Genomic DNA, 24,060 nt, shown 5'->3' with positions numbered 1-24,060 from the left:
TCCTGCCGACGGGCCTGTCGGAACTCCTCCCTCGGACCCTTGCGGCGGGTGGGATGTTCTGGTATTCGGGTGGTTACCGCAGGCGGGTTAGAACGTCTTCGTGCAGCAGTCCGTTGGTGGCGACCGCGCTGCCTCCGTGCGGACCTGCGCCGCCGTCCAGATCGGTGAACGCGCCGCCGGCCTCACGGACCAATACGTCGAGCGCTGCCAGATCCCACAAGGAAACCTCGGGTTCGGCAGCAATGTCGACGGCGCCTTCGGCCACGAGGCAGTAGGAGAAGAAGTCCCCGTAACCGCGCACGCGCCAGACGTGGTCGGTGAGTTCGACGAACTGATCGCGAATTCCGCGGTCCTTCCACCCCGAGAGGCTCGAGAAGCTCAGGCTCGCTGACTCGCTGCGATCGACGGCGGATACCTGGATCGCCCGCGCATCACTGTCCCCGAAGGACGTATGTGCGCCCAAACCTGTTGCAGCCCACCATCGCCGATTCAGGGCGGGTGCGCTCACGACGCCGATAACGGGGACGCCGTCCTCGAGCAAGCTGATCAGCGTGGCCCACACCGGTACGTTGCGGACGAAGTTCTTGGTCCCGTCGATGGGGTCGACCACCCACTGCCTGCCCTCGAAGGCTGCGTCGCCGCCGAATTCTTCGCCCAGTACGGAATCCTCCGGTCGGTGCTCACCGAGTGTCGCGCGCACTGCACGCTCGACAGCGAGGTCAGCGTCGGAGACAGGGGTGAGGTCCGGCTTGTCGTCGACTCGAAGATCGAGCGCACCGAAGCGGGCGCGAGTGATCGCGTCAGCCTCGTCGGCGATACGGAGGGCGAGTGCGAGGTCGGATGCGCGATCGGTCACGGGTACACAACCTACCGGCTCAAACGGGGAGGACTTCGTTCAGCTTTCCGGTGGCGACGTCGAAGACGAATCCGCGTAGGGAGGTCGTCGCGGTGACGAACGGACTGTTCTCGATGCGCTTCAACGACTGACGGACGTCCTCGTCGATGTCGGGGAACGATTCGGCAGCCCAGTTGGGTTTGATGCCGATCTCGTCCTGGATGGATCGCTTGAAGTCGTCGTCGGTGAACGTCAGCATTCCGCAGTCGGTGTGGTGGATGAGGATGATCTCGGTAGTTCCCAGCAGACGCTGGCTGATGGCGAGGGATCGGATCTCGTCGTCGGTGACGACTCCACCCGCATTGCGGATGACGTGCGATTCACCTTCCTGGATCCCCAGCACCCGATAGACGTCGATGCGGGCGTCCATGCAGGCGAGAACGGCAACGTGCTTGCTGGGTGGGAGGGGGAGCGGACCGGTGAACTGCTCGGCGTAGGCGGCGTTGTTCTGCAGGTATTCGTCGGTGACAGTCATCACTCCAGTAGGTTCCCTCGGACCCTGGTTGGCAAGGCTTCCAGTCGCGGTGATCCCAATAGGTGACGCACGGGGGAGCGGACAGGGTGACGCACAGCAGAGCCCAGGTCGGCACCCGGTAGCCTTGAGAACCGTGCATCCCGACGTAATTGCAGACCTGAACGCCCTCGACACCACCCTTCGCACCTGCGAATCGGTTGTGGACGTCGAGGAGCTGCGCCGACGCATCGACGAGCTCGAGCACCAGGCGGCCGACCCCGGTCTGTGGAACGACCAGGAACACGCCCAGCAGGTCACCAGCCAGCTATCCCACGCCCAGGCGGAGCTTCGCCGCATCGTTGCACTACGCGAGCGGCTCGACGAGATGCCGATCCTCTACGAACTGGCAGAAGACGAAGGCCCCGACGCGGTGGCCGATGCCGACGCCGAGCGGGCGAGCCTGCGTGACGACATCGCGGCGATGGAAGTCAAGACCATGCTGTCGGGCGAGTACGACGAGCGCGACGCACTCATCAACATCCGCTCCGGCGCCGGCGGTATCGACGCCGCAGACTGGGCCGAGATGCTCATGCGTATGTACATCCGCTGGGCGGAGAAGCACGACTACGGCGTCGAGGTCTACGACACGTCGTACGCCGAAGAAGCCGGACTCAAGAGCGCGACGTTCGCGATCAAGGGCCCGTACACCTACGGAACGCTGTCCGTCGAGATGGGCACCCACCGGCTCGTCCGAATCAGCCCGTTCGACAACCAGGGGCGTCGCCAGACGTCGTTCGCCGAGGTCGAGGTCCTGCCGGTTGTCGAGACGACCGACCACATCGAGATCAACGAGAACGACATCCGCGTCGACGTCTACCGCTCGTCCGGTCCGGGTGGCCAGTCCGTGAACACCACTGACTCCGCCGTTCGACTCACACACATCCCGACGGGAATCGTCGTCACCTGTCAGAACGAGAAGTCGCAGCTCCAGAACAAGGTGTCGGCGATGCGCGTCCTGCAGGCCAAGCTGCTCGCGGTCAAGCGTCAGGAAGAGCGCGCCGAGATGGATGCGCTCAAGGGCGACAGCGGCAGCTCGTGGGGCAACCAGATGCGTTCCTACGTTCTGCATCCGTACCAGATGGTCAAGGACCTGCGTACCGAGTACGAGGTCAACAACCCGTCGGCAGTGCTCGACGGCGACATCGACGGGTTCCTCGAGGCCGGCATCCGCTGGCGCATGAGCGAGAACCAGTCCGCATAGCGTTCGGATACCGAAAGGCACGATGACTTTACTTCGACCTGGGCAGAACCTGCTCGATTGGCTTCAAACCACCGGTTTGTCCGTCCTCATGACCGTGCTCGGCGCGATGATTCTCGCCCGTTTGGTCAGTTGGGGCGGCAACAAGGTCACCGACCAGATCGACTCCAACTATCAGTTGGGCGATGCGCTGGTTCGCTCCGAGGCGACCAAGCATCGCCACTCGGTCGCGCAGGTCATCACCTGGGTGGTCATCACGTTCATCTACGTGATCGCGACGCTGAAGGTTCTCGACCAACTGAATTTGCCGATCGGCAGTCTCGTGGCGCCGGCAACTGTTCTCGGTGCGGCGCTCGGTTTCGGTGCACAGCGCGTCGTGCAGGACATTCTTGCCGGTTTCTTCATCATCACCGAACGCCAGTACGGCTTCGGTGACACCGTGCGACTTGCGATTACCGGCTCCTCCGACGACGCCGAAGGTGTCATCGAGGACGTGACCCTGCGCGTGACGCGGATGCGAAACTCCGACGGCGAGGTCATCACCGTTCCCAACGGCCAGATCGTGAAAGCGACCAACCTGTCCAAGGACTGGGCACGCGCCGTCATCGACGTTCCGGTTCCGGCGACTGCCGACCTCACCCGGGTCAACGAGGTACTTCGTCAGGTCGGAGTCGACGCGATGGCTGACCGTGGACTCAAGAAACTGCTGCTCGACGAGCCAACGGTCATGGGCGTCGAAAGCCTCGAGGTCGATCAGGTCAACGTGCGGATGGTTGCGCGCACGCTGCCTGGCAAACAATTCCAGGTCGGGCGAGCACTTCGTGTCCGCGTCGCCGCAGCACTGCGACGTCAGGGGATCACGGTGTCACCGGATCTGCACACCGCACGGACCGAGGAGGCGAGCGAATGACCGATCAGGAACCGCGCCGCGGACTCGACCGCCTGATTCACCTGGACTGGCTTCCGTCACGGCTCTTCGGTGGCCGGATGCGCACCTCGACGTTCATTCTCGTGGTCGCCTGGATCCTCACGTATCTGCTGCACACGTACCTCAATCCGGAAGAAACGGCAGCAAATCCGCCGCCGAGCGTCGACACGTCGCAGACCGAGCCGTATGTCGCACCTTCGGTCAAACAACCGTCGACGACGACCCCCGTGCCGTCCTCGACCGAGCAGACGACCACCTCCGAGGCTCCGTCCTCGGAATCGAGTACGGGCAGCTCCGGTTCTCCGACGCCGACTTCTGGTCCAGCGCCTGCTCCGGGAAACGCCGAACAGTCTGCGACCACAGTGCCGACGACTCCTGCGACGACGACCGTCCCGCAACCTGGCGCGGCAATGCAGGCACCGACGTCGGTGCCACAGTCACCTGCGACCACCGGTACCGGATAAGGACGAGGGTGCTCGCGCGTGGCGCCAAGGTCACCGTTAGATAACGGCTAGACTGGCTAGTTGTGATCAGCATGAAGAATGTGTCGAAGTCCTACAAGGCCTCCACCAGGCCGGCGCTCGACAAAGTCAGCGTGGAGGTGGAGAAGGGGGAGTTCGTCTTCCTCATCGGCCCCTCCGGCTCTGGCAAGTCGACGTTCATGCGGTTGCTGCTCAAGATGGAGTCGCCCACGTCCGGTGACATCGAGGTCGCGGATTTCCACGTCAACAAGTTGGCGGCCCGCCGCGTGCCGAAGCTTCGCCAGAGCATGGGCTGTGTTTTCCAGGACTTCCGCTTGCTTCAGCAGAAGACGGTGTCCGAGAACGTCGCCTTTGCGTTGGAAGTCATCGGCAAGCCCCGCAACGTCATCGCGCGCACCGTGCCCGAGGTCCTCGACATGGTCGGTCTGGCCGGCAAAGCCGATCGACTGCCCACCGAACTCTCCGGCGGTGAGCAGCAGCGCGTCGCCATCGCCCGCGCATTCGTGAACCGCCCGCTCGTGCTGCTCGCCGACGAGCCCACCGGCAACCTGGACCCCGAAACGAGCCAGGACATCATGCTGCTGCTCGAGCGGATCAACCGCACAGGCACCACCGTCGTGATGGCGACCCACGATCACCACATCGTCGACTCCATGCGTCGACGCGTCATCGAACTCGATCTCGGCAAGGTGACCAGAGACGAAGCGCGGGGTGTGTACGGCGTCGGCAGGTAGCGCCGACTACGACCACACGTCCCGTACGCCCACCGGTTGTCGTGAAACAACCGGCCTCTCGAAAAGGAATCGGATTCCCCGATGCGCGCCAGCTTTATTTTCAGCGAAGTACTGACCGGCCTACGCCGCAACATCACGATGACCATCGCCATGATCTTGACGACGGCGATCTCCCTCGGTCTCTTCGGCGGTGGTCTGCTGGTCGTGCAGATGGCAGGCAAGACCCAGCAGATCTTCCTCGAACGCGTCGAGGTGCAGATCTTCCTGACCGACGACATCTCTTCGGCTGATCCCGGTTGCGAGCAGGAGATCTGCAGTTCGTTGCGCAAGGAACTCGAGCAGACTCCGTCCGTCGTCGCGGTTCAGTACCTCAACCGCGAAGACGCCGTGAAGGACGCCACCGAGCGCGTGTTCAAGGACCAGCCCGAGCTGGCAGCGCTGGTGAGCCCGGACAGCTTCCCGGCGTCGTTCAAGGTCAAGCTCAGTGACCCGGAGCGGTTCGGCGTCATCAACGACACCTTCGGTTCGAGGCCCGGCGTCGAGAGTGTGCTCAATCAGCGCGAGTTGGTGGACCGACTGTTCAGCGTGCTCGGTGGAGTGCGCAACGCAGCGTTCGCGATCGCGATCGTCCAGGCGATCGCGGCCATCCTGCTGATCGCCAACATGGTCCAGATCGCCGCGTTCACGCGTCGTACCGAGGTCAACATCATGCGGTTGGTCGGCGCGACGCGGTGGTACACCCAGCTTCCGTTCCTCCTCGAAGCCGTCGTGGCGGCCTTGATCGGTGCGGTGCTCGCCATTGCCGGACTGTTCACGGCGAAGAACGTCTTCATCGACGGGGTCCTGTCCGATGTCTACGAAGCCAATATCGTGGCGCGGATCTCCAACAGTGACGTGCTGTTCGTCTCGCCGATCCTCGTGCTTGCCGGCGTCGGAATGGCCGCGGTGACGGCGTACGTGACACTGCGTCTGTACGTCCGCGAATAATCGGTTTGCACGAGCTTCTATGCTGGAACAGCAAGAACCATTCGACAGCAAGACAGCGGACTGAGAGGCCCGGACAGTGAAGGAAAAGGGCCGCAAGGTCATTGCGACCAATCGCAAAGCACGCCACAACTACACGATCATCGACACCTACGAGGCCGGAATCGCGCTCGTCGGGACCGAGGTCAAGAGTCTGCGTGAAGGCAAGGCGTCGCTCGTCGATGCGTTCGCCACCGTGGACAACGGCGAAGTGTGGTTGCGCTCGTTGCACATTCCGGAGTACACGCAAGGCACGTGGAACAACCACTCACCGCGCCGCACCCGAAAGCTCCTGCTGCACAAGCGTGAGATCGAGCACCTCGTCGGCAAGACCCGCGAGGGAAACCAGACACTGGTTCCGCTGTCGATGTACTTCAACGACGGCAAGGTCAAGGTCGAACTCGCGCTGGCAAAGGGTAAGCAGGACTACGACAAGCGCCAGGACATGGCCAAGCGGACCGCCGAGCGCGAGGTGACCCGCGAGCTCGGTCGTCGTATCAAGGGCATGCGCTGACCTCCATCCTGCTTGCCCTCGTGGCGGCAGTTGCCTACGGAGTCAGCGACTTCGTCGGGGGAGTTGCATCACGACGAGTTGCCGCACTGCGTGTGGTGATCGTCTCGTATCCGCTCTCGCTCGTCATCGTTCTGATCGCAGCACCTTTCGTATCCGGGACGCTGACACTGAATGGTTTGATCTGGGGCGCGATCGCGGGCGTCACGAGTGGTCTGGCGGTGTGGTGGTTCTATCTCGCGCTGGCAACTGGCCCCATGTCGGTGGTTTCGCCGCTGACAGCTGTTCTGGTGGCGGGTATTCCGGTGCTCGTCGGCTTCGCTTTCGGTGAGCGGCCGGGGTTGATCGCGTACCTGGGTATAGCCGTCGCGCTGGTTGCCGTCGTCCTGGTCAGCCGCGAGTCACCTGACGACACCGCGGGTGAGGTTGCCGGCGGAATCACTCTCCGCTTCACCAGGCAAGTGGCTCTTCTGACCGTCGGAAGCGGTGGCGCCTTTGCTCTCTCGTTCATCGCACTTCACCAGATCGGCGAGGGCAGCGGGCTGTGGGCGTTGGCCGTATCTCGAGGCGCCGCGACCGTCGTGGTGTGGTTGGTCGCGGTGGCGGCCGGTCACTTCGTTCTCCCACGAGGCGAGCCACTCAAGCTCGCGGTGTACGTCAGCGTCCTCGACGTCGTCGCGAACGGGACGATGATCTACGCCTTCCAAGGCGGAATGCTCTCACTGGTCAGCGTGATCGGTTCGCTGTATCCGGCTGCGACGGTTCTGCTCGCCATGGTGATGCTGGGCGAGCGGGTAAGCCGCGTGCAACAAGCGGGAATGCTGTTGGCGCTGGCGGCGGTCGGCATGATTGCCGTCGCAGGCGCCTAGATTCTTTCGAGTTCCAGCGTTTTCAGTCCTAGTGTTTCAGCCGCGTCTGTCGGCCGGCGCTGCGCGTAGGTGAACACGCTCGCCCTGTTTCCCGAAGAGACTGATCGCCTCCGCAGGTCGGCCGTCGGCAGCGCTGATGCGGTGCGGAATGTGGGTGTCGAACTCGGCGGCCTCACCTGCCCCCATGATGAAATCCCGGTCGCCGAGTTGGAGTCGGATGCGCCCGGACAGAACGTAGACCCACTCGTAGCCCTCGTGGGATCCCGGTTCGCGATCGTCGTCGGTGGGGGAGATGATCATCTTGTAGGCCTGGAGGTTGCCGGGCTGACTGGTCAGCGGAATGACCGTCATGCATCCGACCGTTCGCGGTTCTTCTCGAACGCGGGGGTCCTTGATCTTGCTGTTCACCAGGTCGTCCAACGGGACGCCGTGTGCCTTGGCGATCGGCAGCAGCAACTCCAAGTTGGCTCGGCGAGTACCGGATTCGAGTCTCGAGAGTGTGCTGACGCTGATGTCGGTGGTCTCTGACAGGTCGGCCAGGGTCATGTCGGACTGCTGGCGCAACGCACGTAGGCGAGGGCCGATGCCGGCTAGAACGGCTTCGAACGATGTTTCGGTCATGGATCTATTTTGCCAAAGTGGCAACAGTGTTTGTCAAGAACGCGATCTCTTGTCATTCTGGATTCATGACGCAGAACTCATTCGACGTAGCAGTAATCGGAGCCGGCGCGGCGGGGCTGAACGCCGCACTCATCCTTGGTCAGGCACGCAGGTCCGTGATCGTCTTCGACAACGGATCACCACGGAACGCGGCCGCCGATCACATGAACGGATTCCTCTCCCGCGACGGCATGAACCCCGCCGAATTGTTGACCATCGGCCGAGGTGAGGTCCGCAAATTCGGCGGCGAGTTCCATGACGGCACCGTTGTCTCCGTGACACGGGACGGCGAGAAATTCTCGGTAGAACTGGCTGACGGCAGCAAGATTCAGGTGCGCAAAGTCCTTGTTGCAACGGGTCTGACGGACCGCCTGCCGGTCGAACTCGAAGTCTTCGGCGAGCGTTGGGGCCGCGACGTGTTGCACTGCCCGTACTGCCACGGGTACAGCGTGCGCGAACAGCCGCTTGGTGTCATCGCCAAGAGCGCGGAATTTGCGATGCACCAGGCCCTCATGGTTCGCCAGTGGTCCGACGACGTAGTTCTCTTCCTCCATCGAATCACCGAACTGAGTTCCGAAGATCGGGAAAAGCTTGCAGCTCGCGATATTTCGATCGTCGAGGGTGAGGTCGTCGGTCCCGTCGTCGAGAATGATCGGTTGGTCGGCGCGCGGTTGGCCGACGGCACTGTGGTCGCGCGTTCGGCGGTCTTTGTCGGTGGCGCCCTCACGATGGACCCCAACGATGCGATCTTGCGCGCGTTCGGCGCGCAGCGCGCTGAGACGATGATGGGCGATTTCGTCACAGTCGACATGATGGGGGCGACGAGTGTGCCCGGCGTGTTCGCTGCGGGCAACGTCGTCGACCCGGGTGCCCAGGTCATCATGGCCGCAGCCGCCGGGGCGAAGGCTGGAGCGGGGATCAACATGATGTTGACCAACGACGACCTCGAGGTTGCACTCGCGCTTCGCAGTTGAATTGTGCGTAGCGTGGGGTGATGGACGCAGTGAGAGTGTTGATCACGGGTGCGACCGGATACATCGGCGGACGTCTTGCCCCTCGTCTGGTCGAAGAGGGCCATCGCGTTCGAGTGGTGGTGCGCAGCCCGGAGAAACTACGCGATGTTCCCTGGCATGATTCCGTGGAGATCAAGCGTGGGGATCTGACCGACAGTGCCTCCCTCTCAGGTGTTTTCGACGATATCGACGTGGTCTACTACCTCGTTCACGCCATGGGCGGTGGAGGGTCGTTCTCGGATATCGACAAGCGAAGCGCGGAGAACGTCGCCGCCGCTGCCCGCGATGCGGGGGTGCGCCGGATCGTGTACCTGGGCGGGCTTCATCCGTCCGACCGAGAGTTGTCGACTCACTTGCAGTCTCGGCTCGAAGTCGGTCGGATCCTCCTCGACTCCGAGGTTCCGACAGTTGTATTTCAAGCTGGGGTGGTGATCGGATCGGGTTCGGCGTCCTTCGAAATGGTGCGCCACTTGACCAATCGACTTCCGGTGATGACCACACCCAAGTGGGTGCACAACAACATTCAGCCGATCGCGGTGCGTGACGTACTTCACTATTTGATCGCAGCCGCGGCGACAACGCCGGAGGTCAACCGCGCCTTCGACATCGGTGGGCCAGATGTCATGCAGTACGGCGAGATGATGAACACCTACGCCGACGTCGCAGGATTGGTACGCCGACGCATCCTCGTCTTGCCTGTCCTCACCCCGCGTCTGGCAGGTCACTGGGTGGGATTGGTCACGCCGATCCCGCGGGGCTTGGCGATGCCACTGATCGAATCACTGCAGAACGACGCGGTGATGCACAACCACGACATCGACGACTTCATCCCGCCTCCGGCCGGTGGCCTCACACCGTACCGGGAAGCTGTGCGTTTGGCGCTTCGCAAGATCGAGACCGGTGAGGTGGAGACGGCGTGGTCCGGCGCGACGATCGCGGGAGCGCCGTCCGATCCTCTTCCGTCCGACCCGGACTGGGCAGGGGAGGCAGTTTACGTAGACCACCGCGAACGTGACTGTGCTGCGGATCCGAAGACCCTCTGGTCGGTCGTCGAGTCGATCGGCGGCGAGAATGGTTGGTATTCATTCCCTTTGGCGTGGGCCATCCGGGGGTGGATGGACCGCGCGGTCGGCGGGGTCGGACTGCGCCGGGGTAGGCGGGATCCACGTCGGCTCAACACCGGTGAAGCCCTGGACTTCTGGCGGGTCGAAGAAATCGATCGAGGCAAGTTGCTCCGATTGCGCGCCGAGATGAAGGTCCCGGGCGGAGCATGGTTGGAGTTGCGAGTGTTGGAAGGTCCGGCGGGTGCGAATGGACGGCCGGTGGGTTCGCATCTCGATCAGCGTGCGGTCTTCTTCCCTCGCGGGCTCGCCGGCCGGGCGTACTGGTACTCGATCCTGCCTTTCCACGGAGTTGTCTTCCAGGGGATGATCACCAACATCACCGGTGCTGCAGAGCGTGAGACCGCAGCTATCAGGGAATCAGCTGCGGCGAGGGACACGGAAAGTGCCGCCGATTAATTGGTATGACTTCCGAACTTCGGCGCGTTATAGTGAATAGCCCCACGAAAGACGCGGGGCACACACGGGGCTGAACGGTTTCGACTGCGTGTGTTGAGTTAGGGGAAGCGTGTCGGTGCAGGCAAGAGACCACCGTAAGCGTCGCTGCAAACCTATAAGCGCCGATTCCAATCAGCGCGACTACGCTCTCGCTGCCTAAGTAGCGAAGCGTGTCTGTCAGCCCGGGGTAGCCCTCGACCCGGTTCCTGGCATCAGCTAGAGGGCTTTACTGTTCGGCTCGGTCACGGAGTCGAATGGGACATCAAACAGTGACTGGGATCGTCATCCTGGCTTGTTCGCGAGACTGGGAGATCCAAGTAGAGACTTAGCGAACTGCACACGGAGAAGCCCTAGCGATTCAACGTAGGACCCGGGTTCAATTCCCGGCAGCTCCACAACAGGTCGGGCCGGAGAGCACACGCTCTCCGGCCCGACCTTTTTGCGGTCTTGCTGCGGCACTCTGCTGAGCACCCGGGTCTTCTTGCGATCAGGAGCCGAAGAATCCCAGGTCGACCGAGCCGACGAAGCCGGGAGCTTCCTTGGCCAGCGGCTTACCGTCCAGATCGGCAGGCAATGCAACGCCCAGGCTTCGGAGGATGGTCGGTGTGATGTCGGCGATCGTGTACGCGTCGGTGGTCTTGCCGGCCGCGTATCCCGCACCGCGTGCAATGACGAATGTCGTTGCTTCCGCCGGCGTCTGGCCACCGTGCCCTCCGGCAGGCTTGTGGCCGTGATCCGCAGTGACCAGAACCGTCCACTTCTCACCGGTCTTCGCTGCGCGTTGATCAACGGCATCGACAATCTTGCCCACCTGAGCGTCGACCGAGGCAATGGACTCTTCGTACGCAGCGCCGTTGGTGCCGCCGCTGTGCCCCGCGCCGTCCACCTGATCGAGTTGGGTGAAGATCAGGTCAGGTCCCTTGTCAGTGATGTCGCGGGCGACGGCGTCAGCGGTCGCAGCATCGGTGGCCGCTCCGGAACCTGCATCGGCAGTGGTGACGACAACGTCGGCTTTCGGCGTGCCGCTGGATGCGATGTTGTCGATGCCGCCCCAGGTGGAGATCGACTCGGTGAGCAGAGAGGGCTGTGCAGTTTCCAACCGTGTGAACACGCTCGGGTAGAGGTCGAAGCGGGCGCCTGCGTACGTGTTGTCCTTGACACCGTGCTTGGTGTCCCAGACTCCGGTCAGGATGGTCGACCACGACGGTCCGGAGATGGTGGTGTGGCCGAGGATGGAAGATTCTCCGCTGGTTCCTTCGGCGATCAGCTTCTGGAGACGGGGAGCGTCGGCGGTCTTGATGTGGCTGAGCATGGTGCCGTCGAGGCCGATGACAACTGTCTTCTCGGCGGCCGACGGATTGAGGTCCGACGATCCGGGAATTGCTGCAGCAGTTGCAGTTCCGGCAGCAACAGCGCCGGCGAGGAGGAGTGTGATAGCGGCTGAGGTGCGTGCGATTTTCTTGGTCACGCTAAAGATATTGCGATAGGACTAGACCAATTGCACTACCTGAATGCGAGGGTTGTCCGATTGTTCACGACGGATTCAGATTGGACTAGACCAATGTTTGCTCACGCGGCCCAGCCGTCGAGGATGACGCTGACCGCGTGATCGAGGTGGAGGGGCTCTCCGCTCCATGCCGGCACGATCGCGTCGTCGGGTACGTCTCCGCGCAATAGGCCATCGGCGAACCCCTCTGTTGGCGGTGCTGGGTCGATGACGTCTCCATTGGCGTAGTGGAACTCGAACTTCTGCTCGCCGAGTGCAGAGATCGTGAACTGGCCGTCGTGCAGCGCGCGGTGGCAGGTACCGCAAAGCATGATCAGATTGTCCAAGTCCGTATTGCCGCCACGTCCCCAGAATCTCACGTGATGTGCGTGCAGGAAGCGGGTCCGTCCGCATCCTGGTGTGCGGCAGCATCCGTCGCGGTAGTTCAACGCCAACATTTGTTTGGCGCTGACGACGCGAGTCCGCCGGCCTAGATTCAGAACGCATCCTTCCTTGGTCGTTCCCAGGCGAAGCTTGGCGTTGCAGAGCACTTCCTCCGCGGCATTTTGAGGCAATGCGGGTCCGCTCGGCACTCGGACGGTGTTCGCTTCGTGGAAGAACACAACTTCGTTCGCGGCGGCCTTGGACGTGCGGTCCGTGACTGCGGCGGTGGCGAGCTCTGCCATCGCGACGAGACCTGGCCCGATATTTCCGACCGGGTTCTTTGCGGCCTTCTCGTCGACGGGGCGGATGGCGGCGATTCGGGTGCGTTCACGTTCCGCCACACCTAACGCTGCGAGGATTCGGGCGCCGTCCTGCGCAGGCAGGCGTCCTTTGATGACAAATTCGCCCGAATCCGGGTCCCAATGCCAGCGGACCTGAAGACGTTCGGGCGCTTTGGTTTTGCCGGATTCGTTGTCGGTTGCTTTACGCAGACCTGCGGCGAGACGATCGATCTGGGCTGCGGGCGCCTCACATCCGAACCGAACCATCTGCTTTTCGTTGGAGGGCGTGGTGACCCGGGTGAGGGCGCGAACCTTCGAGTAGGACAGGCGGCCTTGCTCGAAGGCCTTCCGCATCTCGGGCAAAGGTCGGAGCGCTTTGGCGACGCGAACGTATTCACGGCCGGTGTGCAGGCTCATTCCGCACTTCCACGACAACCAGTGGGCGCACGAGTGAAGTCCCGGACCGGTCCATCCGCGGTCTTCGTCGAATTTCGACAGGAGGGTAAGGAATCGAGCCGTGGCCGCGGCGATCTGGCCGACGAGGGCGCAGATTTCCGAGCCGAGCTGATCCACGTCGTCTCGGGCGGAACCCCGCGTTTCTTCATCGATCAGTGCTGCGTTCTCGGTTAATGCTGCGTTCATGGTTGCCCCCCGGCTCGCGTCCGACATCATTTCGAATGTACGTTCGATGGTAGATGCAGGTGCCGACACCTTCACGGATACGGGGTGAAAGCGTCCCCGCGGGGACGTCTAACTGCTGCCGATCGAGTACTCGGCGTAGGTGCCGACATCCTTGAAGCCGAGGTTTCGATAGAGCTGTGCGCCGTCGCTGGACGCCTGAAGTACTGCTGTTCGGGCACCTCGCTCGCGGGCGATGTCGAGTGCGGCGAGGGTGACCGCCGAGCCGAATCCGCGTCGGCGAGCCGTTTCGAGTGTGACGACGCCATACAGGCCGGCGACGCCGGCGGCAAAGTGGACCTCGGCTCCGGCGACAGGCTGGGAGTTCGCGTACCCCACGACAAACGAACTCCGCGAACGCTCATCGAGGGCGGCATCAGCGGTGTCTTCGAAGAATCCAATTACTGCGGCTGAGGGCGGCGACCAGTTGGCGGCCATCACGGCGGCATAGTCGGCGAGCTGGGTACGAGTAGTCACCCGATGAACGGAGAGTTCTGGGACAGGCGTCGGATGAGGGACGACGTCAAGGTCCGCCGTCATCGCTCGTTCTTCCTCGGAGCGCACGCAGCCGAGGGCGGACAGTCGAGCCCCGAGGTCAGAGGGATTATCGCGGGGTCCGGTCCACCAGGAGAACGGATGTCCGGTTGCCCGAATCGAGGCGAGGATGTCGATCAGTCGCCGATCTTCGGGCCCGTCGGCAGGTACGGCGAAGCGAGCACCAGCGATGATGTTGAAAGTGTCGTCGGCGAGGCCGCTGTCTGCGACGACAACGTCCGCAGTGACCGTGACCGTTGCAGTCGGCAAGTGTTCATGCAGGTGGCAGGCATGGGAAACCAAGTTGGCGTCCATGGCGTCGAGGACGTCACCGACGAGTGCTTCACGATTCACAAAAGAAGTTCTACGAACCCCATCCAAATGGTTTTCGGCTCCGAATGCCATGCATGACGCCCAACCGACGGCAACAGCAGGACGGTGACCAGCACCTGGTGGTGCTCGTGCTGCCTGGAGGAAAGGTCTCGAGCCATCGCCCGGCTCGCGCCTGGCATCTGTCCAACCTTCGGATGCGCCCGTTCACCGCTCAGCTTCGCCGCTCCGGTGTGAAAGCGGTGCAGGCTCGCTATCGGGTGCGTGGTTGGAACGGTGCCGAGCGCAGTCCGGTCGCCGACGCTCGAGCCGCACTCGACGCGATAACGAAACGTAATGCACAAGCTCGGGTGATTTTGCTGGGCCACTCGATGGGCGGACGGGTCGCCGCCGAACTGTGTGGCGATCCGGCGGTGGTCGGTGTGGTTGCGCTGGCGCCGTGGTGGCCCGATGGAACGTCGGTGAATCTGCGTTCGGACACACCACTGGTTGTGCTCCACGGCACGGCCGACTCGTGGACCGACCCGGCAGCGTCTCGTCGGAAAGTTGACGAACTGCAGAAGTCGGGTAAGAGCGCTGAATGGATCGGCATCGGCGGCGCAGGCCACTTCATGCTCCGTCGGGCGGCGACCTGGCATCGCCTCGTCGCGGATGCAATCGCACGAATGAGTCGCGGGGTAGCCGCAACAAAGATGGGAGAACGACGATGAGTTCCGACAAGCGCAAGGTGGCCGTCGTCGGTAGTGGTGTCGCAGGTCTGACAGCGGCGTGGGTGCTCAGTAAGGACAGTGACGTCACCCTCTACGAAGCGGATTCACGGCTCGGCGGGCACACGGACACCCATTCGGTCACCGACCCGGAAGGGCGAAGCCTCGCCATCGACACGGGGTTCATCGTTCACAACGATCGCACCTATCCGACATTGTTGCGATTGTTCGCAGAACTCGATGTGCCTACGCAGGAATCCGACATGAGTATGTCGGTCAGGTGTGGGGGTTGCGGTCTCGAGTACTCGGGAGGCCAAGGGTTGCGCGGCGTTCTCCCGACGCCGGGGCTCCTTGTCAACGGTAGCTTTCTGTCGATGTTGATGGAGGTCAAGCGCTTCCATCGCCGTGCCCGCGCTCTGCTCGACAACACGGATCCGTCGGCACCCGACCAGACACTGGGAGTGTTTCTGCGCAGCGGCCGGTTCTCCGACTACTTCACCGCTCACTTCATGACTCCGCTCGTGTCGGCAGTCTGGTCGTGTGATCCCGGCTCGGCGCTGAAGTATCCCGCGCGGTACCTGTTCTCGTTCCTCGATCACCACGGAATGCTGAGCGTCACTGGATCGCCGACCTGGCGAACAGTCACCGGTGGATCGGGCGAATACGTTCGTCTCGTCGCCAAAAGTATCGGGGATATCCGCCTGAACACGCCGGTTCGCGCCGTCCACCGGTTCGAGGATCGCGTCGACATTCGTGACGGCGACGACCAGATCCAGACCTTCGACGCAGTTGTGGTCGCAACGCATCCGCAGCAAGCACTGAAGATTTTGGCGGATCCGACGCCTGCCGAATCCCAGGTCCTCGGCGCAATGCCGTACTCCGTCAACCACACCCAACTTCACACGGACGAAAATGTGCTGCCCGGCAACACCAATGCGCGCGCGTCGTGGAACTACTACATCCCTGAATGCAACGCGAAGCCAGATCACGTTCTGGTCAGCTACGACATGACGAGGTTGCAGCGGCTGCCGGAGACCGGTCGGCGCTACCTGGTGACGTTGGGGGGAGACGAAATGGTGTCCCCGGACTCGGTGATCGATCAGATGACCTACGAGCATCCGCAGTACACACCCACCTCCGTCGCCGCTCAAGCGCGGCTTCCCGAGTTGGACTCGGACGTGCTCGCGTTTGCCGGTGCGTACCACGGATGGGGTTTCCACGAGGACGGTGCACTGTCTGGCCTGCGCGCCGCCGAACGCGTCGGAGGTCGGTGGCCGTGACTGCACCCATGACGCCGTCCGCACCCATCGCGCCGTCCATCGTTCATACGAGCATCCGACACGTACGAACGGAGCCGTTGCACAACGAGTTCGAGTACCGAAGCTACAGCTGGCTCGTCGACGTCGACGATCTGCCCGAACTCCCGAAGGCACTGCGATCCTTGGCGAAGTTCGACGCCGGAGATCACCTCGGCGACCCCACCCGATCGATTCGTGCCAACGTCGAGACTTTCCTGGCAGCAAACGGGTTAGAGTTCGCCGGCGGCCGCATCCTCATGCTTGCGAACGCACGTGTTCTCGGGCATGTGTTCAACCCACTGAGTGTGTTCTGGTGTCTGAACGACGACGGCAGTCAGCGGTGCGTCGTTGCCGAGGTTCACAACACCTACGGCGAGCGGCATTGCTACCTGCTCGAAACCGACGAACGCGGCGGGGCTCGCACGTCCAAAGAGTTCTACGTGTCTCCATTCAACGATCTGGACGGCGAGTACCGGATGCGACTTCCGCTACCCGACACCGCGCTCGCGCTCTCGATAGTTCTGGCCCGTGACGGCAAGGCGCCATTCGTAGCCACGGTGTCCGGTCGTTGTGTGCCGGCGACGACGCGCGAGATCGTCCGCAGTGCGCTCTCCATCCCGCTGGCTCCGCTGCGAGTCGCCGCGCAGATCAGATTTCAAGGAATCCGGCTGTGGGCCAGGCGCTTACCCATCGTTCCCCGACCGCAACATCACCCGCAGGAGGCAGTGCAATGACCACAACCACTCTCGGCACCGAACCTTCCGCTCACACGATCGAATCCGAGCGGTGGCCGGGCGTTGCCACGGTGCCCAGCGGTTTCAAAGTGAGGGTTGCGTCGCCGGTTGCCCGCGCTCTGTTCCACAAGGCGGTCGCGCGCTTGCCGCTGCGCGTTCAGATGCCCAACGGTGAGTTCTCCGGTGGAGGTAGTCCGGATTCGCCGTTGATGGTCATCCACCGTCCAGACGACTTCGCTGCTCGTGTGGGCGACAGTGGGTTGATCGGATTCGGCGAGTCGTACATGGCGGGCGATTGGGAAGCCTCCGACCTCACCGCGGTCCTGGAAGTCTTCGCCTCCCGGGTGGCGACGCTGATTCCCGACTTCCTGCAGCGGCTACGAGGCCTCTACATTCCGAAGCAGCCTCGCAGTGAGCGGAATTCGACGCAGAACACGCGCTCGAACATCTCCCGGCACTACGACCTCTCGAACGAGATGTTCGAACTGTTCCTCGACGACACCATGACGTATTCCAGTGCTCTCTTCGAGGATCTGTCGGTGGGAGCTACCCCGTCGTGGGACGAGTTCGCAGCGGCTCAGCATCGGAAGATCGATCGCCTGCTGGACGGTGCGGGTGTCGGTCCCGGTTCGCGAGTGCTCGAAATCGGCACAGGCTGGGGAGAATTGGCGATCCGAGCAGCCGAGCGCGGAGCAACGGTGCGCTCAGTGACCCTGTCGGTCGAACAGCAGGAATTGGCGGCGAAGCGGATAAGCGCTGCGGGACTGGCAGATCGCGTTCAGGTCGACCTTCTCGACTATCGGCAAGTACAGGGGGAGTACGACGCCGTCGTGTCGGTCGAGATGATCGAGGCTGTCGGCCACCAGTACTGGGGAAGCTACTTCCAGACGATCGACGCCCTGCTGGCGCCGGGTGGGCGCGCGGCGATCCAAGCCATTACGATGCCGCACGATCGGATGCTCGCGACCCGCAACACCTACACCTGGGTGCACAAGTACATCTTCCCCGGCGGATTTCTCCCGTCGGTGCGGGCGATAGAGGACGTCACCGAACGCATGACAACCCTTCGGGTGCGTGAGCGGATGTCGATGGGCGATCACTACGCGCAGACGTTGCGGCTGTGGGACGAGCGTTTCAGTGCTCGCACCGACGAAGCGTCCGCGCTTGGGTTCGACGCAGTGTTCGCGCGCATGTGGCATTTCTATCTCTGCTACTCCGAGGCAGGGTTTCGCTCGGGATATCTCGACGTCCAGCAAATTGTTCTCGATCGGAGGAATCAGCGATGACCGCCACGATGGATCGAACGGCACAAGGTACCGGCGTTGCGGGCCGTCTCTCGGACATCCTCAGTCCACTTGTCGGCGGCGAACTTCCGGTGAGATTGACTGCCTGGGACGGCAGCACAGCAGGTCCGGAAGATGCTCCGAAAGTGACGCTCTACAGCCCGAATGTGCTGCGACGCTTGCTCTGGAATCCCGGCGAGTTGGGAGCGGCGCAGGCATATGTTCTCGGTGAACTCGACGTCGAAGGCGATCTCGGTGATGCGCTCACACACGTGTGGAAGGTCTCTGCCGAGCGGGGGCTCGGGTCGATTACCCCGACCCCGTCTCTCGTCCTGGCCGCGGTCAAGGCTGCGCGATCCTTCGGTATTTTCGGGAGACCTTTGGCTCCACCGTCGTCGCAGGCTCAGGTGAAGGGCCGCTTGCACAGTCTCGCCCGCGACCGCGAGGCGATCGGGCACCACTACGATTTGTCGAACGATTTCTACCAACTGATCCTCGATGAGAACATGGCGTACTCCTCGGGCTATTGGACTTCCGACGCGCCGGAGTACACGCTCGAAGACTCACAGACAGACAAGCTGGATCTGGTGTGCCGCAAGGTCGGTCTCGATCGGGCGCGAGGCCTACGGTTCCTCGATGTCGGCTGTGGTTGGGGCTCGCTGAGCCTGCATGCAGCGCGTGAGTACGGCGCTCGGGTGGTCGGCATCACGATCTCGGCGGAGCAGAAGGCTTTTGTCGACGCGAAGATCCGCGAACTCGGTTTGGAAGACTGGGTCGAGATCCGGCTCCAAGATTATCGTGAGATTCCGGACGGGCCCTTCGATGCGGTCGCGTCGATCGAGATGGGTGAGCATGTCGGTGAGGACAACTATCCGACATACGTGAAAGCGCTCCACGACAACGTTATTGCCGGTGGCCGTGTGCTGATTCAGCAGATGTCACGCACCGGTGCGCACCCCGGGGGAGGTCCGTTCATCGAGTCGTTCATCGCGCCGGACATGTACATGCGGCCGGTCGGTCGCACTGTTGCGATGATCGAGGAAGGTGGACTCGAAGTCCGGGACGTGCACGCCCTGCGTGAGCACTACGTGCGGACCGTCGACGCGTGGATCGAGACCTTCGAATCGAACTGGGATCGCGTCGTGGATCTCGTGGGTGTCGAAGTCGCTCGGGTGTGGCGTCTCTACCTCGTCGGCGGAGGAATGGCATTTCGGGACGGCAGGATGGGCGTCGATCAGATTCTGTCGGTCCGGCCGCACGGTGATGGTCGATCGGATATGGAATCGGTCCGGCCGCAGTGGGTGTCGCGGCGATGAACGGATTCGACTGGGGCGCATTCGGAGTGGTCACGCTCACGAGCCTGTTGGCGATCGCCGTCGGAATGGCAGTGACAGCCACCATCGGTGTACGGATCGGGCGGCACAATGTTGTCGACGTGTCGTGGGGCGCCGGCTTCGTTCTGATCGCGCTCGTGTCCGCGGTAGTGGGAACCGGCGACCTCTGGCGCCGGTTGTTGATGCTTGCACTGGTGGCGATCTGGGGTCTGCGGTTGGCGACGCACATGGCGATCAGATCCCGCGGCAAGGGTGAAGATCCGCGGTACGAAGAAATGCTCGGACGAGCGACGGGTAATCGAACGCTGTATGCGATCCGCAAGATTTATCTCACGCAGGGGATTTCGTTGTGGTTCGTCTCCCTGCCTATCCAGGTCGCAGCAGTATCGAACGGCAGCTTCGGGCTTCTTGTTGTGCTCGGTATCGCGCTGTGGATTGTCGGCGTCACGTTCGAGACGGTCGGCGACCGGCAGATGGAGGAATTCAAATCCGATCCGGGTAGCCGTGGCCACATCATGGATCAAGGTTTGTGGGCGTGGACGCGGCATCCCAACTATTTCGGCGACGCATGCGTCTGGTGGGGGATCTTCCTCGTCTCGGCGTCCGTGTGGCCGGGAGTGTTGACTGTCCTCTCGCCGATCGCCATGACGTACTTCCTGGTCTTCGCTACCGGTGCGCGGTTGCTCGAGCGACATATGGAACAGCGTCCGGGTTATCGCGAGTATCAGCAGCGGACAAGTTACTTCATTCCGCGCCCGCCGAAAGCCCGATCCGGGACGTAGGCTCTTTCGGGTGAGGCGAGAGCATGGGTGATCTGAAGCTGCCGGGTGCGGTGGGAGCGGTTGCCGTCGGCGGAGCATTGGGGGCACTGAGTCGATACGGGCTGGGGGAGCTCTTTCCCCACATCTGGACGACGCTGGTCATCAACGTCGTCGGCTCGTTCGTTCTCGGTGTTCTCGCGGCCCTCCTCGTCCACAACAAGGTTGGGTACCTCTTTCTCGGCACCGGGTTCTGTGGCGGCTTCACCACTTTCTCGTCCTTCGCGGTTCACGCCGTGACGGAGAGTCCGTGGCGATCGATTCTCTATGTACTCGGGACACTGATTCCCGCGATCCTCGCCGCAGCACTGGGCAAAGGGCTCGGTGAACGCTGGATCCGCGCGCGGGACGGAGCGTCGGCATGACAGTTCTCCTGGTGGCACTCGGCGGCGGCGCTGGTGCGAGTGGCCGGTACCTGTTGGCGCGGTATGTACCCGCGTACAAGGGATTCCCGGCTGCGACGTTCGCCGCGAACGTGATCGGCTGCTTCCTCCTTGGATTGTTCACCGGGGCAGCTCTTTCCACCGAGATGGCCGCACTTCTGGCGACCGGATTCTGCGGTGGCTTGTCCACCTACTCGACCTTTGCGAACGAGAATGTCGGGATGGTCGAGAGGCGCCAGACGGCCCTCTCGCTGATCTACATCGTCGTCAGTTTGATCGTCGGACTGTCCGCTGCGTGGTTGGGAATCCAGATTACGGATTGACCGATCCGGCGTCGAGCGTGCACGCCACGCGGCCAGGGTAGACAATTGTCCACAGTCGCGTCGACACAGTGGTCGACCACCGGGCCGAGGGGGATTCGTGGCGCACGAACGAGCAGGACAAGTGGCTCTGCCAGAGGATCTGATCGACGTTCCTCATCTGGTCACCGCGTATTACACGCGCACCCCGGATCCCGAGAACCCGATGCAACAGGTACTTTTCGGCACTTCAGGACATCGCGGTTCCAGTCTCGACGCGGCGTTCAACGAAGCTCACATCCTGGCGACAACCCAGGCGATCGTCGAGTACCGCGCCTCGCAGGGCATTGACGGACCACTGTTCATCGGCCGCGATACACATGCGCTCTCGGAACCTGCCTGGCTGTCGGCGCTGGAGGTCCTGGTCGCCAACGACGTCGTCGTCCTCGTCGATTCACGCGATGCCTACACGCCCACGCCGGCTGTCAGCCACGCGATCTTGCGATACAACTCGACCGGACCGGAGGCAAAGGCCGACGGCATCGTCGTGACGCCTTCACACAATCCGCCACGTGACGGCGGCTTCAAATACAACCCGCCACACGGCGGACCCGCGGATACGGATGCGACGTCGGTTATCGCCGATCGAGCGAACGAGCTACTGCGCAAGGGGCTTTCCGGGGTACGGCGTGTCACGGCGGCGCAGGCGCTGGACCGCGTCGAACGCTACGACTTCCTCCGGTACTACGTCGAAGACCTCCCCTCTGTCCTCAACCTCGATGCAATCCGCGATGCCGGAATCAGGATCGGTGCAGATCCCCTCGGCGGGGCAAGCGTCGACTACTGGGGCGCGATTGCCGAAACTCACCGACTCGACCTCGAAGTGGTGAATCCTCTCGTCGATCCGACCTGGCGATTCATGACGCTCGACACTGACGGCAAGATCCGCATGGACTGCTCGTCGCCCGACGCGATGGCGTCGCTGATCGGAATTCGGGATCGCTACGACATCGCGACCGGAAACGATGCAGACTCCGACCGCCATGGCATCGTCACACCCGACGGCGGGTTGATGAACCCGAATCACTATCTCGCCGTTGCCATCGAGTATCTCTTCGCGAACCGGCCAGGGTGGCGCGCAGACACCAAGGTGGGCAAGACACTCGTGAGTTCCTCGATGATCGACCGCGTGGTCAGCAGTGTGGGCCGCGAATTGCTCGAGGTTCCAGTCGGTTTCAAGTGGTTCGTTCCCGGTCTGCTCGACGGGTCGGTGGGATTCGGCGGCGAGGAAAGCGCCGGTGCATCCTTCCTCCGCCACGACGGTTCCGTCTGGACGACGGACAAGGACGGCATCATCCTTGCGTTGCTCGCATCGGAAATCACCGCGGTGACGGGAAAGTCTCCGTCGGCGCATTACGACGCGTTGGCCGAGAAGTTCGGGAGCCCGGCGTACGCACGGATCGATGCACCCGCGACACGCGCACAGAAGGCAGTCTTGGCAAAACTGTCTCCCGATCAGGTGAGTGCGACCGAACTGGCGGGTGAACCGATCACGGCGACACTGACCGCGGCGCCCGGAAACGGCGCGGCGATCGGTGGTCTCAAGGTGACGACAGAGAACGCGTGGTTTGCAGCGAGGCCGTCCGGCACGGAGGACGTGTACAAGATTTATGCCGAGTCGATGAAGGGCGCCGATCATCTGGCTCAGGTTCAGGCAGCGGCCAAGGACTTGGTGTCCGGCGTCTTGAAGGCGAACTAGCTCGCGGACCGCTCGTGTCGCCCGGCTAGAATTCCGGGCGACATGAAAACTCGTGCAGCCAAGCTGCCACAGGAAATTTGGGTACTGGTCGCCGCCAGCTTCGTCATCGCCCTCGGGTTCGGGTTGGTCGCTCCGGCTCTACCGCAGTTCGCGCGCAGCTTCGACGTATCGGTCACCGCCGCCACGATCGTGATCTCGTCTTTCGCATTCATGCGATTGGTGTTCGCGCCGATGAGCGGCACTTTGGTACAGAAACTCGGTGAGCGTCCGGTCTACATCGTCGGCCTTTTGATCGTCGCGGTCTCGACCGGTGCGTGCGCTTTCGCGGGGGAGTACTGGCAACTTCTGCTGTTCCGGTCGTTGGGCGGTATCGGGTCGACCATGTTCACGGTGTCGGCTCTCGGGCTGATTATTCGCATGTCACCGCCGGACAGTCGTGGCCGCGTCTCGGGGCTGTACGCGACAAGCTTTCTCATGGGATCGATCGGCGGCCCGCTGGTCGGCGGTGCGCTGTTGCAGTTCGGTCTGCGGATGCCGTTCATCATCTACGCAGTTGCGCTGGTGATCGCCGCGCTCGTTGTCTTCGTGAGCCTGCGTGGATCTCACCTGGCGTCACCGGACAAGGCTGTCGATGTGAAGTCGATGACTCTCGCAGAAGGGCTTCAGTCGCCGGTGTACCGGGCAGCGCTCGGATCGAACCTCGCCTTCGGCGGCGTGATCTTCGGAGTTCGCGTTGCCATGGTCCCTCTGTTCGTCGTGGAGTTCCTCGACCGAGACCCGTCGATAGCGGCCTACGCTCTCACGATCTTTGCCGTCGGAAACGCGTTGGTGTTGATCGTTTCCGGACGGCTCTCGGACCGCTTCGGACGCAAGCCCTTTGTCGTGAGCGGTCTGCTCATCTGCGGTCTGGGAACCATCGCAATGGGATTCACCGACAACCTTGTGGTGTTCTTCGCCATCGCCGCAGTGACTGGTGTCGGCTCCGGGCTCATGAGTCCGGCCCAGCAGGCCGCGGTTGCCGATGTTGTCGGATCGACGGCCCGAGGCGGACCCGTTCTGGCGGTATTCCAGATGATGTCCGACATCGGTGGGGTAGTGGCGCCGATTTGTGCCGGACTGATCGCCCAGCATGTGTCGTACTCGGCGGCCTTCGCGGTGATGGGAGCCGTAGTAGTCGTGTCGGCGACGGGTTGGTTGTTCGTTCCGTCGCGAACGAAGCCCGTCGAATCCGTCGTCGAAGATCTGACTGATGTGACGGTGCTAACGGATACTCCTGCGCGGACAAACCTGGACTGACCGGGCATTC

The 24,060-nt window shown here is 62.7% G+C and carries 25 protein-coding genes and 1 other RNA gene; 20 read left to right on the top strand and 6 right to left on the bottom strand.

Going from position 1 to position 24,060, the window contains the following annotated elements; all coding sequences use genetic code 11:
- Window positions 1-73 precede the first annotated feature (73 nt).
- Window positions 74-856, bottom strand: a complete 783-nt coding sequence (hisN, locus tag H351_RS20890) for a histidinol-phosphatase (protein WP_029255067.1) — start codon at window positions 854-856, stop codon at window positions 74-76.
- A 19-nt stretch (window positions 857-875) separates the two neighbouring features.
- The gene (locus H351_RS20885; protein ID WP_019747848.1) at window positions 876-1,370 is read right to left on the bottom strand and encodes a beta-class carbonic anhydrase; all 495 of its coding nucleotides are present in this window, start codon (window positions 1,368-1,370) and stop codon (window positions 876-878) included.
- Between the two features lie 133 nt (window positions 1,371-1,503).
- On the opposite strand from H351_RS20885, the gene prfB reads away from it, so the two are divergent.
- The 7 genes from prfB to H351_RS20850 all read left to right on the top strand — a co-directional run bounded on the left by prfB (window position 1,504) and on the right by H351_RS20850 (window position 7,154).
- Window positions 1,504-2,610 (top strand): peptide chain release factor 2, encoded by a 1,107-nt coding sequence (prfB, locus tag H351_RS20880; RefSeq protein WP_003942364.1) that lies wholly within the window; start codon window positions 1,504-1,506, stop codon window positions 2,608-2,610.
- 22 nt (window positions 2,611-2,632) lie between these two features.
- On the top strand, window positions 2,633-3,517 hold the full coding sequence (locus tag H351_RS20875) for a mechanosensitive ion channel family protein (RefSeq protein ID WP_019747849.1): 885 nt from the start codon (window positions 2,633-2,635) through the stop codon (window positions 3,515-3,517).
- A complete protein-coding gene (locus H351_RS20870; protein WP_019747850.1) occupies window positions 3,514-3,999 on the top strand; it encodes an Rv3103c transmembrane domain-containing protein in 486 nt (161 codons plus the stop codon). Before H351_RS20875 ends, H351_RS20870 begins: the two co-directional genes overlap by 4 nt.
- Window positions 4,000-4,070: 71 nt before the next feature.
- Window positions 4,071-4,751, top strand: coding sequence for a cell division ATP-binding protein FtsE (ftsE, locus tag H351_RS20865; RefSeq protein WP_020969258.1), 681 nt, complete (start codon window positions 4,071-4,073; stop codon window positions 4,749-4,751).
- Between the two features lie 81 nt (window positions 4,752-4,832).
- A complete protein-coding gene (gene ftsX / locus H351_RS20860) occupies window positions 4,833-5,738 on the top strand; it encodes a permease-like cell division protein FtsX (RefSeq protein WP_003942367.1) in 906 nt (301 codons plus the stop codon).
- A gap of 76 nt (window positions 5,739-5,814) precedes the next feature.
- On the top strand, window positions 5,815-6,288 hold the full coding sequence (smpB, locus tag H351_RS20855) for an SsrA-binding protein SmpB (protein WP_003942330.1): 474 nt from the start codon (window positions 5,815-5,817) through the stop codon (window positions 6,286-6,288).
- A gap of 8 nt (window positions 6,289-6,296) precedes the next feature.
- Window positions 6,297-7,154: a DMT family transporter gene (locus H351_RS20850; RefSeq protein WP_081051174.1), complete on the top strand. Its 858-nt coding sequence runs from the start codon at window positions 6,297-6,299 to the stop codon at window positions 7,152-7,154.
- 36 nt (window positions 7,155-7,190) lie between these two features.
- Here H351_RS20850 and H351_RS20845 read toward each other — a convergent pair whose 3' ends face one another.
- Window positions 7,191-7,775, bottom strand: a complete 585-nt coding sequence (locus tag H351_RS20845) for a helix-turn-helix domain-containing protein (protein ID WP_007731290.1) — start codon at window positions 7,773-7,775, stop codon at window positions 7,191-7,193.
- A gap of 65 nt (window positions 7,776-7,840) precedes the next feature.
- Here H351_RS20845 and H351_RS20840 point away from each other — a divergent pair, with 65 nt between their 5' ends.
- The 3 genes from H351_RS20840 (at window position 7,841) to ssrA (ending at window position 10,784) form a co-directional block, all read left to right on the top strand.
- Window positions 7,841-8,788, top strand: a complete 948-nt coding sequence (locus H351_RS20840; RefSeq protein WP_029255069.1) for an NAD(P)/FAD-dependent oxidoreductase — start codon at window positions 7,841-7,843, stop codon at window positions 8,786-8,788.
- A 20-nt stretch (window positions 8,789-8,808) separates the two neighbouring features.
- Window positions 8,809-10,347 (top strand): SDR family oxidoreductase, encoded by a 1,539-nt coding sequence (locus H351_RS20835; RefSeq protein WP_029255070.1) that lies wholly within the window; start codon window positions 8,809-8,811, stop codon window positions 10,345-10,347.
- Window positions 10,348-10,413: 66 nt separating this feature from the next.
- Window positions 10,414-10,784, top strand: a transfer-messenger RNA (tmRNA) gene (gene ssrA, locus H351_RS31510).
- 89 nt (window positions 10,785-10,873) lie between these two features.
- Here the strand turns inward: ssrA and H351_RS20830 are convergent.
- From H351_RS20830 to H351_RS20820, 3 genes are all read right to left on the bottom strand, one after another.
- Window positions 10,874-11,854 carry an alkaline phosphatase family protein gene (locus H351_RS20830; RefSeq protein WP_029255071.1) on the bottom strand — a complete coding sequence of 327 codons (981 nt, stop codon included), beginning with the start codon at window positions 11,852-11,854 and terminating at the stop codon, window positions 10,874-10,876.
- A gap of 101 nt (window positions 11,855-11,955) precedes the next feature.
- On the bottom strand, window positions 11,956-13,239 hold the full coding sequence (locus tag H351_RS20825; RefSeq protein WP_029255072.1) for an HNH endonuclease signature motif containing protein: 1,284 nt from the start codon (window positions 13,237-13,239) through the stop codon (window positions 11,956-11,958).
- 108 nt (window positions 13,240-13,347) lie between these two features.
- Window positions 13,348-14,163 (bottom strand): GNAT family N-acetyltransferase, encoded by an 816-nt coding sequence (locus tag H351_RS20820; RefSeq protein ID WP_029255073.1) that lies wholly within the window; start codon window positions 14,161-14,163, stop codon window positions 13,348-13,350.
- 53 nt (window positions 14,164-14,216) lie between these two features.
- Between H351_RS20820 and H351_RS20815 the strand changes: the two genes are divergently transcribed.
- The 10 genes from H351_RS20815 to H351_RS20770 all read left to right on the top strand — a co-directional run bounded on the left by H351_RS20815 (window position 14,217) and on the right by H351_RS20770 (window position 24,050).
- The gene (locus H351_RS20815; protein WP_029255074.1) at window positions 14,217-14,849 is read left to right on the top strand and encodes a dienelactone hydrolase family protein; all 633 of its coding nucleotides are present in this window, start codon (window positions 14,217-14,219) and stop codon (window positions 14,847-14,849) included.
- A complete protein-coding gene (locus H351_RS20810; protein ID WP_029255075.1) occupies window positions 14,846-16,126 on the top strand; it encodes an NAD(P)/FAD-dependent oxidoreductase in 1,281 nt (426 codons plus the stop codon). The genes H351_RS20815 and H351_RS20810 overlap by 4 nt, the downstream gene beginning before the upstream one ends.
- An 8-nt stretch (window positions 16,127-16,134) precedes the next feature.
- On the top strand, window positions 16,135-16,878 hold the full coding sequence (locus H351_RS20805) for a DUF1365 domain-containing protein (protein ID WP_029255076.1): 744 nt from the start codon (window positions 16,135-16,137) through the stop codon (window positions 16,876-16,878).
- Complete coding sequence (locus H351_RS20800) at window positions 16,875-18,164, top strand: SAM-dependent methyltransferase (protein WP_029255077.1); 1,290 nt, start codon at window positions 16,875-16,877, stop codon at window positions 18,162-18,164. Before H351_RS20805 ends, H351_RS20800 begins: the two co-directional genes overlap by 4 nt.
- Window positions 18,161-19,477, top strand: coding sequence for an SAM-dependent methyltransferase (locus H351_RS20795; protein ID WP_051636468.1), 1,317 nt, complete (start codon window positions 18,161-18,163; stop codon window positions 19,475-19,477). The genes H351_RS20800 and H351_RS20795 overlap by 4 nt, the downstream gene beginning before the upstream one ends.
- Window positions 19,474-20,277, top strand: a complete 804-nt coding sequence (locus H351_RS20790) for a DUF1295 domain-containing protein (RefSeq protein ID WP_020969269.1) — start codon at window positions 19,474-19,476, stop codon at window positions 20,275-20,277. The genes H351_RS20795 and H351_RS20790 overlap by 4 nt, the downstream gene beginning before the upstream one ends.
- Window positions 20,278-20,300: 23 nt before the next feature.
- On the top strand, window positions 20,301-20,678 hold the full coding sequence (locus tag H351_RS20785; protein WP_019747864.1) for a fluoride efflux transporter FluC: 378 nt from the start codon (window positions 20,301-20,303) through the stop codon (window positions 20,676-20,678).
- Complete coding sequence (crcB, locus tag H351_RS20780; protein ID WP_019747865.1) at window positions 20,675-21,019, top strand: fluoride efflux transporter CrcB; 345 nt, start codon at window positions 20,675-20,677, stop codon at window positions 21,017-21,019. Before H351_RS20785 ends, crcB begins: the two co-directional genes overlap by 4 nt.
- A 97-nt stretch (window positions 21,020-21,116) precedes the next feature.
- Window positions 21,117-22,754, top strand: a complete 1,638-nt coding sequence (pgm, locus tag H351_RS20775) for a phosphoglucomutase (alpha-D-glucose-1,6-bisphosphate-dependent) (RefSeq protein ID WP_021334357.1) — start codon at window positions 21,117-21,119, stop codon at window positions 22,752-22,754.
- Window positions 22,755-22,796: 42 nt separating this feature from the next.
- Window positions 22,797-24,050: an MFS transporter gene (locus tag H351_RS20770; protein WP_029255079.1), complete on the top strand. Its 1,254-nt coding sequence runs from the start codon at window positions 22,797-22,799 to the stop codon at window positions 24,048-24,050.
- The last annotated feature ends 10 nt before the right edge of the window (window positions 24,051-24,060 follow it).

It is taken from the genome of Rhodococcus erythropolis R138, assembly GCF_000696675.2.
Taxonomy (GTDB): Bacteria; Actinomycetota; Actinomycetes; order Mycobacteriales; family Mycobacteriaceae; genus Rhodococcus_F; species Rhodococcus_F erythropolis.
Note: the sequence above shows the minus strand (reverse complement) of the source record. Positions and strands in the feature narration are given on the sequence as shown.